Genomic DNA, 13,474 nt, shown 5'->3' with positions numbered 1-13,474 from the left:
ATCCCATCCGTTCGGAGCAACTGTCCACATGACGAGCAGCATCGAGGCCACCTCGAGCGCCAACAGGGTCACGATCGACGATCTCGGTTCTGAGGAAGCATTCCTCGCAGCCATCGACGAGACCATCAAGTACTTCAACGACGGCGACATTGTCGAAGGCACCGTCGTCAAGGTCGATCGGGACGAGGTCCTGCTCGACATCGGCTACAAGACCGAGGGTGTCATCCCCTCGCGCGAGTTGTCGATCAAGCATGACGTGGACCCCGCGGAAGTGGTGTCGGTCGGTGACCACATCGAAGCCCTCGTCCTCACCAAGGAGGACAAGGAAGGTCGCCTGATCCTCTCGAAGAAGCGTGCGCAGTACGAGCGCGCGTGGGGCACCATCGAGAAGATCAAGGAGGACGACGGCGTCGTTCGCGGCTCCGTCATCGAGGTTGTCAAGGGTGGCCTCATCCTCGACATCGGCCTCCGTGGCTTCCTCCCGGCTTCGCTCGTCGAGATGCGTCGTGTCCGCGACCTCCAGCCGTACGTCGGCCGTGAGCTCGAGGCCAAGATCATCGAGCTGGACAAGAACCGCAACAACGTGGTCCTGTCCCGTCGCGCGTGGCTCGAGCAGACGCAGTCCGAGGTTCGTACCGAGTTCCTCAACAAGCTGCAGAAGGGCCAGGTCCGCAAGGGCGTCGTGTCCTCCATCGTCAACTTCGGTGCCTTCGTTGACCTGGGTGGCGTTGACGGCCTCGTGCACGTCTCCGAGCTCTCCTGGAAGCACATCGACCACCCCTCCGAGGTCGTCGAGGTCGGCCAGGAGGTCGAGGTCGAGGTTCTCGACGTCGACCTGGACCGCGAGCGTGTCTCGCTGTCGCTGAAGGCGACCCAGGAAGACCCGTGGCGTCAGTTCGCCCGGACCCACGCGATCAACCAGATCGTGCCGGGCAAGGTCACCAAGCTCGTTCCGTTCGGCGCGTTCGTCCGCGTCGACGACGGCATCGAGGGCCTGGTGCACATCTCCGAGCTGGCCGAGCGTCACGTCGAGCTGCCCGAGCAGGTCGTCCAGGTCGGTTCGGACGTGCTCGTCAAGGTCATCGACATCGACCTCGAGCGTCGCCGGATCTCGCTGTCGCTCAAGCAGGCCAACGAGAACTTCGTCGAGGGCGAGGAGCACTTCGACCCGACGCTGTACGGCATGGCCGCCACGTACGACAACGAGGGCAACTACATCTACCCGGAGGGCTTCGACCCCGAGACGGGTGAGTGGCTCGACGGCTTCGACAAGCAGCGCGAGACGTGGGAGAAGCAGTACGCCGACGCCCGCGAGCGCTGGGAGGCCCACACCAAGCAGGTGCAGGCGTCCCGCGAGGCCGACGCCGAGGCCGCGCTCAACCCGGTTCCGGCCGGTGGCGTGACCTCGTCCTCGTCGACCTCCACCTCCACGAGCTCGTCGACGTCGACGCGCTCCGCCGAGGAGCCGGTGGGCACCCTGGCCACCGACGAGGCTCTCGCTGCTCTGCGCGAGAAGCTGGCCGGCGGCAAGAGCTGATCCAGCGGTAACCAGTACCACTGAAAGGCCGCCCCGACACCTGTCGGGGCGGCCTTTCGCCCATCCCGCACACGGCACCTCCCCGGCTTCGGCACCTCTCCGGCACCGGGATACTGATCGCATGTTGAGAGTCGGGCTCACGGGCGGAATCGGTGCGGGTAAGAGCGCGGTCGCGCGGCGCCTCGCCGACCGCGGCGCGGTGATCATCGACGCTGATCTGCTGGCCCGCGAGGTGGTCGAGCCGGGCACGGACGGGCTGGCCGAGATCGTCACGGCGTTCGGTTCCGGTGTGCTGACCCCGGAGGGTGCGCTGGACCGGCCGGCGCTGGGCCGCGAGGTCTTCGGCGACACGGCGGCACGCCGCCGCCTGGAGAAGATCATTCACCCGCGGGTACGGGCCCGGACGGTCGCGCTGACCGCGGCGGCCGCCCCGGACGCCGTCGTGGTCAACGACGTCCCGCTGCTGGTCGAGACAGGGCTTGCCCCCACGTACCAGCTGGTGATCGTGGTGATGGCGGACCGCGCGGTGCGTCTGGAACGTCTCACCCGCACCCGTGGGCTGTCCCCGGCCGAGGCGACCGCCCGGATCGACGCGCAGACCGGCGACGAGCAGCGCCGCGCCGCCGGTGACGTGCTCCTGGCGAACGAGGACGACCTGGCCGGCCTGCACGCCCGGGTGGACGAGCTGTGGCGGGACCGGCTGGTGGAGTTCGAGAGCAATCTGCGGTCCGGGCGATCCGCCACGAAAAGCCGGGAGTTGCGGATCGTGCAACCCGACCCGGAGTGGCCGCGCGCGGCGGACCGGCTGACCGCCCGGATCCGGCACGGCATCGGCGACCGCGCCGGCGTCCACCACATCGGCTCGACCGCGGTGCCCGGCCTGCCCGCCAAGGACATCATCGACCTGATGATCGGCGTGCGGACCCTCGACGAGGCCGACGCGCTGGCCGAACCCCTCGGCGCAGCCGGTTTCCCGCAACGGCCCGGGACCTGGTCGGACCACGCGCACGGCATCCCCGGCGGCACCTGGCCGAAACGGCTGCACGGCTGCGCCGACCCCGGATACCGCGTCAACCTGCACGTTCGGGTCACCGGCTCGCCGGGGTGGCGGTTCGCGCTGTTGATGCGCGACCACCTGCGGGCGGTGCCCGAGGCGCGGGACGCCTACGCTGCGGCCAAGGCCCGGCTGGCTTCAGAGCATCAGGACCGGCTGGGGTACGCGGAAGCGAAGGAACCATGGTTCGAGGCGGAGGCGCGCGCGGCCGACGACTGGGCGATCGCCACCAGGTGGCAGCCGGGGTCGTAGCCCGGCGGCTCTCGGCCCGCCAGCAGGTCGCGTTCGCCCGTTCGCCCGCCGGTCGTGTCAGGTCGTGTCCGGGAGGGTCCTCGCGGCGGCCGGATCGCGTGGTGCGCGACCCACCGAGGGTGCTCTCGCCAGGGCGTCCGGGAGCGCATCGACCACGGTGCGGTCGGACCTGGTCGGGTCCGGTGCCGGCGGCCGCCGCGGGCAGCCTGCATGCCAAGGTTAAGCGGCCCCCACAGGCCCGACAACGCACCGAATGTGCACCCTCAGCACGCCGGATCTCTCCGGGTTCCGCCAGCCGCCGGACGCGCCGTGGGCCGCGCCGAAACTTGTCATACCCCCGACGTACGGTGGTGGCATGGCGCTCGACATCCCACGACTCGACGGCCGGTTCGAGGTCATCAGTGACTACAAACCCGCAGGTGACCAGCCTGCCGCGATCGACGAGCTGGAGCGGCGGGTCCGGCACGGCGACCGCAACACCGTCCTGCTCGGCGCCACCGGCACCGGCAAGAGCGCGACCACGGCCTGGCTCATCGAGCGGCTGCAACGGCCCGCGCTGGTGATGGCTCCCAACAAGACGCTCTGTGCCCAGCTCGCCAAGGAGTTCCGCGAGCTGCTGCCCAACAACGCCGTCGAATATTTCGTCAGCTACTACGACTATTACCAGCCAGAGGCCTACATCGCCCAGACCGACACCTATATCGAGAAGGACTCGTCGGTCAACGAGGAGGTCGAGCGGCTCCGGCACTCGGCCACCAGGTCCCTGCTGACCCGCCGCGACACGATCGTGGTCGCCACCGTCAGCGCCATCTACGGCCTCGGCACCCCACAGGAGTATGTGGACCGGGCCATCCGGGTCAAGGTCGGCGAGGACATCAACCGGGACAGGCTGCTGCGCCGCCTGGTCGACATCCAGTACGCGCGCAACGACATGTCCTTCCAGCGGGGCACGTTCCGGGTGCGCGGCGACACTCTGGAGATCATCCCGGCTTACGAAGAGCTCGCCATCCGGATCGAGCTGTTCGGCGACGAGGTGGAGAAGCTCTACTACCTGCACCCGCTCACCGGCGAGGTGGTCCGCGAGGTCGACGAGCTGATCATCTTCCCGGCCACGCACTACGGTGCCGGCCCGGAGCGGATGGAACGGGCGATCAACGACATCGAGGCCGAGCTGGCCGAGCGGCTCGCCGAGTTCGAGCGCCAGGGCAAACTGCTGGAAGCCCAGCGACTGCGGATGCGGACGGCCTATGACATCGAGATGATGCGGCAGGTCGGCTTCTGCAACGGCATCGAGAACTACTCGATGCACATGGACGGGCGGACCTTCGGCGAGCCGGCGTACACGCTGCTCGACTACTTCCCCGACGACTTCATCACCGTCATCGACGAGTCGCACGTGACGATCCCGCAGATCGGCGGGATGTACGAGGGCGACGCCTCCCGGAAACGGATCCTGATCGAGCACGGGTTCCGGCTGCCCAGCGCCGCCGACAACCGGCCGTTGCGCTTCGACGAGTTCCTGGACCGCGTCGGCCAGATGGTGTTCCTCTCCGCCACTCCCGGCAACTGGGAGATGGAGCAGGCGCAGGGCGAGTTCGTCGAGCAGGTCATCCGCCCCACCGGCCTGGTCGACCCGCAGGTGGTCGTCAAACCCACCAAGGGCCAGATCGACGACCTGATGCACGAGATCAGACTGCGCACCGAGCGCGACGAGCGGGTCCTGGTCACCACGCTCACCAAGAAGATGTCCGAGGACCTCACCGACTACCTGCTGGAGAACGGCATCCGCGTCCGCTACCTGCACTCCGAGGTGGACACGCTGCGCCGCGTCGAGCTGCTCAAGGAACTGCGCAAGGGCGACTACGACGTGCTCGTCGGCATCAACCTGCTCCGCGAGGGCCTCGACCTGCCCGAGGTGTCACTGGTCGCGATCCTGGACGCCGACAAGGAGGGCTTCCTGCGCAGCGGCCGTTCCCTGATCCAGACCATCGGCCGTGCCGCGCGAAACGTCTCCGGCGAAGTCCACATGTATGCCGACAAGATCACGCCTTCGATGCGGAACGCCATCGACGAGACCGACCGCCGCCGGGCCAAACAGATCGCCCACAACGAGGCCAACGGCATCCAGCCGCAGGCCCTGCGCAAGAAGATCCACGACATCCTCGACGACATCTACCGCGAGGCGGAGGACACCGACGAGGCCGTCGCCGGCTCGATGGTCGGCGGCGCCGGCCGCCAGATGTCCCGCGGCAAGGCCCCGGTCCCGGAAACCCGTTCCCGCGGCAAGGCGTCGGCCACCCCGGCCCGCGCCGGCATGGCCCGGGCCGAGCTGGCCCAGCTCATCCAGGACCTCAGCGACCAGATGCTGGCCGCCGCCCGCGAACTGCAGTTCGAGCTGGCGGCCCGAATCCGCGACGAGGTCCACGAACTGAAGAAGGAACTACGAGGCATGGACGCAGCAGGCGTGAAATAACCACTCGTCCCCCAGCATCCAGCCTTCTACGGTGACGGCATGCCCCCGGTCCCCGAAGCTGCCGCCGTCCCACCCGTAGTCCCGTCCTGCACTTCGCCCGTCGTCGTTCCGCTCTCTGCCGCTTCGCCTGCCGCTGTGCCGGCTGAGCCGAACGTGCTGGCAGAGGCGCTGGGCGGGCCGCGTGTGCGGGGCGAGGCAGGGGGTGATCCGTGCACGTCCGCTGAGGTGTCCGGCGGGCCGTGCGCGCTTGTCGAGGTGTGGGACGAGCCGGACATGGAGTCACTGGCGCGGCTCACCCGGCGTTGCCTCGCTGTGGACGGGGGTCTGCCACTGGCGGTGGAACCGTGGTTCCTGCAGAGCCGCTGGTTCCGTCCCGGTACCCGGACCTTCGTCGTGCACACCGACGGCGTCGCTGCTCTGGGTACGGCCGCTGACCATGGAGCGGATGAAGTGGGATCTGCCGGTGTGGCGTTGAGGGATGTGACGGACGGTGTAGTCGCGGCTGTCGCGGTGCGGCCCGGGCCGGACGGCCCGGTGATCACCGGGCTGGTGGATCCGGACTTTCGGTGCCGCGGGATCGGGTCGCGGGTGTTGGACGCTGCACTGGCTTCAGTGTTCTCGCCATCTCAGGACACCGAGTCAGACCAGCCGGTGTCCTGGGCCGCCGGGCCAGTCCAGTCACTGTCTTGCCCTGGGGGATCAGCATTTCCCACGACGGAGTCAGGGCATGCGGCGGCTTCGACTGCGTGGCCGGGCGGGCCGTCGCCTGCTGTCGGGCCGGGCGGGTCGCCTTCTGCTGTCGAGCCGGGCGATGCCGGGTCTTTCACGACCGGGACCGGGACCGAAGGAATGGCGGTTTCGGAGGTCGGGGCTGCTGATTCTTCTGTCGGGCACCGGGGCGTGACCGTGGAGACGGAAGGGCTTTCGGCGGCGGCCGAGGCGCTGTTCGTGGCACGGGGGTTTCGGCAGGTCTTCGCTGAGGACGTTTTGCGAATCGATCTGACCGGAAACGATGGGTCAGGGCCGGAGCCGGAGCCGGTGGCGAATTTCGAGTCTGGGTGGGTGCCGGGGGCGGAAGTCGTCGAGTGGGGGACGGGTGTCGCGGAGCGGTTTCATGCGGTTTACGGGGCGGCGTTCCGGGAGCGGCCCGGGTTTCCGGATCCCTCCGCGGAGGAGTGGATCGAGGAGACGGCCGAGGAGTACGGCTTTCGGCCTGACTGGTCACTTCTGGTGACTGTGCCGGGAATCGGGGACGCGGGATTCGTCACTGCCGCCGCAGGATGGATCGTTCAGGTCGGAGTGGTGCCCGCGGCCCGGGGGGCCGGACTCGGTGCGGCGCTGATCCGGGAATCGCTGCGGCGGGCGGCAGTGGCGGGATTCGGCGAGTCCTGGCTCTGCGTCAACGTCGACAATCCAGCCGGTGCCCTGTACCGGCGGCTCGGATTCCAGGATCGGGGCCGCCGCGCCCGATTCCAGCTGCGGGGGTAGCGAGCCGGTGGATTCGAACCTCGCGCATGGCCTAATGAGAGCGGCGGACCTCGGCCGGTGAAGCTCGCCGGATCGCAGCTGGTCAAGGCCCGGGCTGCCGGTCATGGGCCGTAGGAAGCCGAGAAGATCCCGAATCGGCGGAGCCGGGATCTCCGACGATGATCTCGTCCCGCCCGGACCCGACTTCGACCCGAATGACTGGCAGGCCAGCAGTGAGGCAGACCAGCAGTGAGGCAGGCCGGAGGGCGAGGCGGGCCAGCAGTGAGGTGGGCCAGGCGGTGAAGTGAGCCGGGCAGCAGAGCGGGCCGGGAGTGGGGTGGGCCAGCAGCAAAGCGGGCCGGGCAGCACAGCGGGTCGGCTGGTGAGGTCGGCGGGGCAGTGAGGCGGCGCGATGGGTCCCGGCAGCGCGAGGTGGGCCGGTGCCGGCTGGGGGTGTTAGAAGGCGGGCCGCGTCTGCTGGGTGGGGACGTCGGCGAAGTATTCGGCCATCGGTGGCTGGGCCAGTGCGCCGCCGATCAGGGCCCGCCACTGGGCCAGGCGGTCGGTGCGGCGGAAGTTGTGTTCGTGGGCTTCGATGCTGTCCCATTCGGCCAGCAGTACGAATCTCGTCGGGGCCTCGACGCCGCGTTGCAAGCGGACCGAGCGGCAGCCGGGGGCGCCCGCGACGACCGGGCGGGCGAGTTCGTAGGCGTTGACGAATTCGTGTTCGCGGCCGGGGAGAACGTCGATCAGGGTGACTTCGAGAACCATGTCGGCAAGAGTTCCATACGCGCCCTGGCGGCCAGCGGACTAGGACGCTCGAAGAGGATGTGCACAGTCTGATTAAAGGGGAATTTCACCCGTCGGAGCGTACGCTGAGTGCGAGCGGCGGATCCCAGGGTGACGCCGGGGTGCGGCGGGACTGAGCGGTGCGGGTCGATACCGACCGGATGGGTGGTTTGGCCGCGAGCCTCGCCACTCTGTGGACTCCCGATGTGCCGTTCGCGCCGAGTATGCGTAACAATGGCGCTGTGGGAGGGGAGTATTCCCCCGCATCGGTCTCGTCAGCACGGAACGCCTAGCGGCGGGCCCGGGGCCGGTGGTCGTGGATGTCACATCCGCGGCGGAAGAGACCTCCGACAGTCGCACGTCGCTGCTCTCCATCCGATCCCGGGTGAGCGCAGCGGCGACTCGTGTCTGCCGGAGGTCCTAGTTGAACGTTTCAGTCTGGGTGTGGGGCGCCACTCTCGTCGCGCTCATCGCGGTTATGGCCGTCGATCTGCTCATCATCGGCCGCCGTCCGCACGAGCCCAGCATGAAGGAAGCCGGCGGCTGGGTCGCGTTCTACGTCGGTCTCGCTGTGCTCTTCGGCATCGGCCTGTGGGTGACCGCGGGCGGCCAGGCGGCCGGTGAGTTCTACACCGGCTGGCTCACCGAGTACTCGTTGAGTGTCGACAACCTGTTCGTCTTCGTGATCATCATGGCCCGCTTCGCGGTTCCGCGGCATCTCCAGCAGAAGGTGCTGCTGATCGGCATCGTGCTGGCGCTCATCATGCGTGGCGCGTTCATCGCCGCCGGCGCCGCGCTGATCACCCAGTTCTCCTGGGTGTTCTACATCTTCGGCGCGTTCCTGGTCTACACGGCGTTCACGCTGGTCAAGGGCGAGGACGAGTCCGAGGAGTTCAAGGAGAACATCCTGATCCGCTGGGCGAAGCGGGCGCTGCCGCTCTCCTCGTCCTTCGGCGACGGCCGGTTCAGCACCGTCTCCGACACCGGCAAGCGGCTCTTCACCCCGATGCTCATCGTGATGATCGCGATCGGCACCACGGACCTGATCTTCGCGCTCGACTCGATCCCGGCGATCTTCGGCATCACGAAGGAGCCGTACCTGGTCTTCACCGCGAACGTCTTCGCGCTGATGGGCCTGCGCCAGCTCTTCTTCCTGCTCGGCGGCCTCCTCGAACGCCTGGTCTATCTGAACATCGGCCTGGCCGTGGTCCTGGCGTTCATCGGTGTGAAGCTGGTCCTGGAGGCCCTGCACACCAACAACCTGTCCTTCATCAACGGCGGTGAGGGCTTCCACTGGGCCCCCGAGATCCCGATCTGGCTCTCCCTGCTGGTGATCCTCGGAACCTTGGCCGTGGCAACCGCAGCCAGCCTTCTGAAGACCTCAAGAGACCGCAAAAAAGAACTGGTGACAACAACTCACCAGCACTGAGAGCATCCGAAGTGCCCCGGACGACAACCGTCGCCCGGGGCACTTCGCTGTCCCACGCCAGTGAGGACGGCGGCGAGGCCGCTGACAGCGCGGCTGGTACGGCGACGTGCGGCGGTGCGATGGCCGGCCGGGAGGACCGGAAGGACCGGGAGAGGGAGGCAGAGGGCGAGCGCGTCCCCACCCGTACCGCAGCGGGGTTGGAAGTGTGAATCGCCGACCGCAGGAGGCGAACGAGCCACGCACCAGGGGATGAACCCAAGGTTTTGGGCGGGCGTGGCTCACGGAGGGATCAAGCCTGACCGCCCGGAGTGAGCCACGCCCGCCCAAAACCGCCCCACAACGAACCAAAAGCGAACGGCCCGCCCCCAAGAGGAGCGGGCCGTTCGAAAGACGCAGACGACTACTGGTGCTTACGGCGAGAAGCAGCGCGCCCACGGGCGTTCTGGTCCAGGACGACCTTGCGGATCCGCACGGCGGCCGGGGTGACCTCGACGCACTCGTCCTCGCGGCAGAACTCCAGCGCCTGCTCGAGGGAGAGCTTGCGCGGCGGGATCAGGCGCTCGGTGTTGTCGGCGCTGGCGGCCCGCATGTTGGTGAGCTTCTTCTCCTTGGTGATGTTGACGTCCATGTCGTCCTCGCGAGAGTTCTCGCCGACGATCATGCCCTCGTACACCTCGGTGGTCGGGTCGACGAAGAGCTGACCCCGCTCCTGCAGGTTGATCATCGCGAACCCGGTGACCGCGCCGGCCCGGTCGGCGACCAGCGAGCCGTTCTGGCGGGTACGCAGCTCGCCGAACCACTGCTCGTAGGCCTCGAACAGGTGGTGCATGATGCCGGTGCCGCGGGTCTCGGTGAGGAACTCGGTCCGGAAGCCGATCAGGCCGCGGGCCGGGACCAGCCACTCCATCCGGAGCCATCCGGTGCCGTGGTTGATCAGCTCTTCCATCCGGCCCTTGCGGGTGGAGAGGAGCTGGGTGATGGCGCCCATGTACTCGTCGGGGGCGTCGATGGTGAGACGCTCGACGGGCTCGTGGACCTTGCCGTCGATGGTCTTGGTGACCACCTGCGGCTTGCCGACGGTGAGTTCGTAGTTCTCCCGGCGCATCTGCTCGACCAGGATGGCGAGAGCCAGCTCACCACGGCCCTGGACCTCCCAGGCGTCGGGGCGGTCGGTGTTCAGGACGCGCAGCGACACGTTGCCGATGAGCTCCTTGTCGAGGCGGTCCTTGACCATGCGCGCGGTGACCTTGGCGCCCTTGACCTTGCCGACCATGGGCGATGTGTTGGTGCCGATGACCATGGAGATGGCCGGCTCGTCGACCTGGATCAGGGGGAGCGGGATCGGGTTCTCCGCGTCGGCGAGGGTCTCGCCGATCATGATCTCGGAGATGCCGGCGACGGCCATGATGTCGCCGGGGCCGGCGCTCTCGGCCGGCTTGCGCTCCAGGCCCTCGGTGATCAGCAGCTCGGAGATGCGCACGTTGCTGATGGTGCCGTCGGTCTTGCACCAGGCGACGGTCTGGCCCTTGCGGATGGTGCCCTCGTGCACGCGGCAGAGCGCGAGACGGCCGAGGAACGGCGACGCGTCGAGGTTGACGACGTGCGCCTGGAGCGGGGCGCCCTCGTGGAACTTGGGGGCCGGGATGGTCTCGAGGATCGTGCTGAACAGCACGTCGAGGGAGTCGCTGTCCTCGGGGACGGTGCCGTCCTTGGGCTGGGTCAGCGAGGCGATGCCGTCGCGGGCACAGGCGTAGACGATCGGGAACTCGATCTGGTGCTCGTCGGCGTCGAGGTCGAGGAACAGCTCGTACGTCTCGTCGACGACCTCTTTGATGCGGGCGTCGGGCCGGTCCACCTTGTTGATGATCAGGATGATCGGCAGCTTGGCGGCGAGGGCCTTGCGGAGCACGAACCGGGTCTGCGGGAGCGGGCCCTCGGAGGCGTCGACGAGCAGCGCCACGCCGTCGACCATGGTGAGGCCGCGCTCGACCTCACCGCCGAAGTCGGCGTGGCCGGGGGTGTCGATGATGTTGATGGTGACCGGGTCGCCCTCGGAGGGCTGGTAGCTGATCGCCGTGTTCTTGGCGAGGATGGTGATGCCCTTTTCCCGCTCCAGGTCCATGGAGTCCATGGCGCGGTCGGCCATCTCGCCACGCGCGTGGGACTGGCTGCCCTGGCGCAGCATGGCGTCGACCAGGGTGGTTTTGCCATGGTCGACGTGAGCGATGATGGCGACGTTGCGTAGGTCGGTGCGGGTCTGCATGAGGTCTATTGTTCCCGGCGAAGGTTGCGGAATGTGACACGGGGTCAAGACCTGAAACTTGTGGTCTTATGGCCGTTTTGCGAGGACGGCAGCCGCGGCAGGCCGAGGACGGTAGCGCCGGCGGGCGAGGCCCACGGCCCCAGCGGCGGCCCGCAGGTCAGCCGGGATACACTGGGATTTGCACCCGAGGCCTCAATTTGGAATCCGCTCCCGCGGTCCAGTACTGTCTCGGGGTTGTCGTGTGTCGTTGAAGCTGGCGAGCTGCGAGTTCGGCCCGTGCAGCTCACCCTAAGGAGCCCTACTCAATGCCGCCCAAGAAAAAGACTCATGAGGTCACCCTCGCGCTTGAGGCGGGTAACGCCGCGATGGTCGACCTCGGTAAGATGCTCGGCCCGACCGGTGCCAACATGCGCGCCGTCAAGGTCGAGTACGACGAGGCCACCTCGAAGAACCGGGGCGAGATCATCCCGGTCATCGTGTCGGTCTACGAGGACCGCAGCCACACGCTGATCTACAAGACGCCGCCGACCAGCTTCCTCATCCGGAAGTCCCTGGGCATCAAGTCCGGCGCCGCCAACCCGCTCACCACGACCGTCGGCACGCTCAGCGTCGCCCAGGTCAAGGAGATCGCGGAGCGTAAGCTGCCCGACCTCAACGCGAACGACATGGACGCTGCGATCAAGATCGTGGCCGGCACCGCCCGTTCGATGGGTGTGAAGGTCGCTTCCTGACGTTCGACCAGTGCGCTGACGTTTAGCCAGTGATGGAACGGGCCCCGGTGTCTCACCGGGGCCCGTTCTTCTTCGGTGCCACCACTTCGTCGATCAGCCCGTACTCCACGGCTTCGGCGGCGCCGAGGCTGCGCCCGGCACTGAGGTCGTCCTCGATCCGGCTGCGGGTCTTGCCGGTCAGCTCGGCGAGCCGGAGCACCACTTCCTCCAGCTCCCGCAGGTACTGCCCGGCCGCCGCGGCCACCTCGTCGGCGGTCCCGGTCACCGCAGCGGTCCGCGGCTCGGACAGTTTGAACCGGGCGTGCCGGTACGCCGCCCGGCGGCCCGCGGCCGTGAGCACGGCCAGGGCGGCACCGCCGGCTTCGGCCGTGACCAGGGCGTGCACCGGTGCGGCGAGCGCGTCGACCACGTCGACCACGGACAGCGCGGCGCTCAGGTCACCGCCGGAACTGGACACGTGCAGGTGGATCTCCTCGGGCCCGGCCGAGTCGAGGGTGAGCAGCGCGGCCACGATCCCGGACGCGTTCTCGGCGTTGAGCTGACCGCGCAACATGACGATCCGCTGGTCGAAGAGACGCTCCTCCAGCCAGCCGGGGAACCCGGGTGTGAGGCCGGGCAGATGTGGTGGTTGCCACTCGGGCGGGTGATTCGGCTGGGGGTACAGGGGCATGGAGACCTCCCGGGGCAGCGCACTGAATGCCAGCCTATCCACGAGGGCGTGAAACGTGCCGATAACCGCCGAGGGCTAGGGTCCGTCCATGTCCGGACCCCGGCGCAGATCGGCGTTGCTGGCCCGGCTCGCCGATCGGCCGGCCGGTAGCACCCAGAGTGCGATCGTGGACGAGTTGCGGGCCGTGATCCTGCACGGTCAGGTGCCGCCCGGTTCGGCTATCCCGGTCGACGCGGTGGCGACGGCGTTCGGGGTGAGCCGGATCCCGGTGCGGGAGGCGCTGATGACCCTGATCGGGGAGGGCCTGGTCGACCATCGGGCCAACGGCGGCTACCGGGTGGCCATGATGACGGCCCGCGAGTTCGGGGAGATCTACCTGGTCCGGGAGGCTCTGGAGTCGGCGGCGCTGCGGGTGGCGGTCGCCGGTGCGTCAAGTGCCGACGACCGGACGGCCCGGGCCGCGCTGCGGTCGCTGGATCAGGCGATCGAGGCCGACGACGGCGGGGCCGCCTATCACCGGGAGAGCCGGCGGTTCCATCTGGCGCTGATCGCCCCGTGCCGGATGCGGCGGCTGGTGAACATGCTGGAGTCGGCGTGGAACATGACCGAGCCACTGCGTCCGATGTCACACCTGACCGGTTCGGAACGGGAGTTGCTGCACTCCGATCACGCCGGGATGCTCGCCGCGTTCCTGCGGCGCGACCAGGAGGCCCTCGCCGGCGTGTGTGCCGTGCATCACGGCCGGTTGCAGAGGTTCGTCGCGTTCCTGCCACGGGACATCGGGCTTTTCGCGGAGGGCGACTGACCTT

The 13,474-nt window shown here is 68.3% G+C and carries 11 protein-coding genes; 8 read left to right on the top strand and 3 right to left on the bottom strand.

Annotated features, from left to right (window positions below; all coding sequences use genetic code 11):
- Positions 1-28: 28 nt before the first annotated feature.
- The 4 genes from rpsA to BLU81_RS48555 all read left to right on the top strand — a co-directional run bounded on the left by rpsA (position 29) and on the right by BLU81_RS48555 (position 6,804).
- Entirely contained in the window at positions 29-1,537 is a 1,509-nt protein-coding gene (gene rpsA / locus BLU81_RS24595) for a 30S ribosomal protein S1 (RefSeq protein WP_092546830.1), read from the top strand.
- Positions 1,538-1,658: 121 nt separating this feature from the next.
- Positions 1,659-2,843 carry a dephospho-CoA kinase gene (gene coaE, locus BLU81_RS24590; RefSeq protein ID WP_092546829.1) on the top strand — a complete coding sequence of 395 codons (1,185 nt, stop codon included), beginning with the start codon at positions 1,659-1,661 and terminating at the stop codon, positions 2,841-2,843.
- Between the two features lie 355 nt (positions 2,844-3,198).
- Positions 3,199-5,316, top strand: a complete 2,118-nt coding sequence (gene uvrB / locus BLU81_RS24585; protein WP_092557586.1) for an excinuclease ABC subunit UvrB — start codon at positions 3,199-3,201, stop codon at positions 5,314-5,316.
- Positions 5,317-6,378: 1,062 nt separating this feature from the next.
- On the top strand, positions 6,379-6,804 hold the full coding sequence (locus BLU81_RS48555) for a GNAT family N-acetyltransferase (protein WP_157751777.1): 426 nt from the start codon (positions 6,379-6,381) through the stop codon (positions 6,802-6,804).
- A gap of 435 nt (positions 6,805-7,239) precedes the next feature.
- On the opposite strand, the gene BLU81_RS24575 is transcribed toward BLU81_RS48555, so the two are convergent.
- Positions 7,240-7,554, bottom strand: coding sequence for an antibiotic biosynthesis monooxygenase family protein (locus BLU81_RS24575; protein WP_092546827.1), 315 nt, complete (start codon positions 7,552-7,554; stop codon positions 7,240-7,242).
- Positions 7,555-7,996: 442 nt separating this feature from the next.
- Between BLU81_RS24575 and BLU81_RS24570 the strand changes: the two genes are divergently transcribed.
- Both BLU81_RS24570 and BLU81_RS24565 read left to right on the top strand, forming a co-directional pair.
- Positions 7,997-9,001 (top strand): TerC family protein, encoded by a 1,005-nt coding sequence (locus tag BLU81_RS24570; RefSeq protein ID WP_092546826.1) that lies wholly within the window; start codon positions 7,997-7,999, stop codon positions 8,999-9,001.
- An 11-nt stretch (positions 9,002-9,012) separates the two neighbouring features.
- Positions 9,013-9,210, top strand: coding sequence for a hypothetical protein (locus tag BLU81_RS24565; RefSeq protein WP_092546825.1), 198 nt, complete (start codon positions 9,013-9,015; stop codon positions 9,208-9,210).
- Positions 9,211-9,401: 191 nt separating this feature from the next.
- On the opposite strand, the gene typA is transcribed toward BLU81_RS24565, so the two are convergent.
- On the bottom strand, positions 9,402-11,264 hold the full coding sequence (gene typA / locus BLU81_RS24560) for a translational GTPase TypA (RefSeq protein WP_092546824.1): 1,863 nt from the start codon (positions 11,262-11,264) through the stop codon (positions 9,402-9,404).
- A gap of 305 nt (positions 11,265-11,569) precedes the next feature.
- Between typA and BLU81_RS24555 the strand changes: the two genes are divergently transcribed.
- Entirely contained in the window at positions 11,570-11,995 is a 426-nt protein-coding gene (locus tag BLU81_RS24555) for an uL11 family ribosomal protein (protein ID WP_092546823.1), read from the top strand.
- Between the two features lie 52 nt (positions 11,996-12,047).
- Here the strand turns inward: BLU81_RS24555 and BLU81_RS24550 are convergent, their stop codons facing one another.
- Positions 12,048-12,665, bottom strand: coding sequence for an ATP-dependent Clp protease proteolytic subunit (locus BLU81_RS24550; protein WP_092557584.1), 618 nt, complete (start codon positions 12,663-12,665; stop codon positions 12,048-12,050).
- Positions 12,666-12,753: 88 nt separating this feature from the next.
- Between BLU81_RS24550 and BLU81_RS24545 the strand changes: the two genes are divergently transcribed.
- Positions 12,754-13,470 (top strand): GntR family transcriptional regulator, encoded by a 717-nt coding sequence (locus BLU81_RS24545; RefSeq protein ID WP_092546822.1) that lies wholly within the window; start codon positions 12,754-12,756, stop codon positions 13,468-13,470.
- Positions 13,471-13,474 lie beyond the last annotated feature (4 nt).

It is taken from the genome of Actinoplanes derwentensis (assembly GCF_900104725.1).
GTDB lineage: Bacteria > Actinomycetota > Actinomycetes > Mycobacteriales > Micromonosporaceae > Actinoplanes > Actinoplanes derwentensis.
The sequence above is the reverse complement of the archived record's forward strand: the minus strand, read 5'-3'. Positions and strand labels throughout refer to the sequence as shown.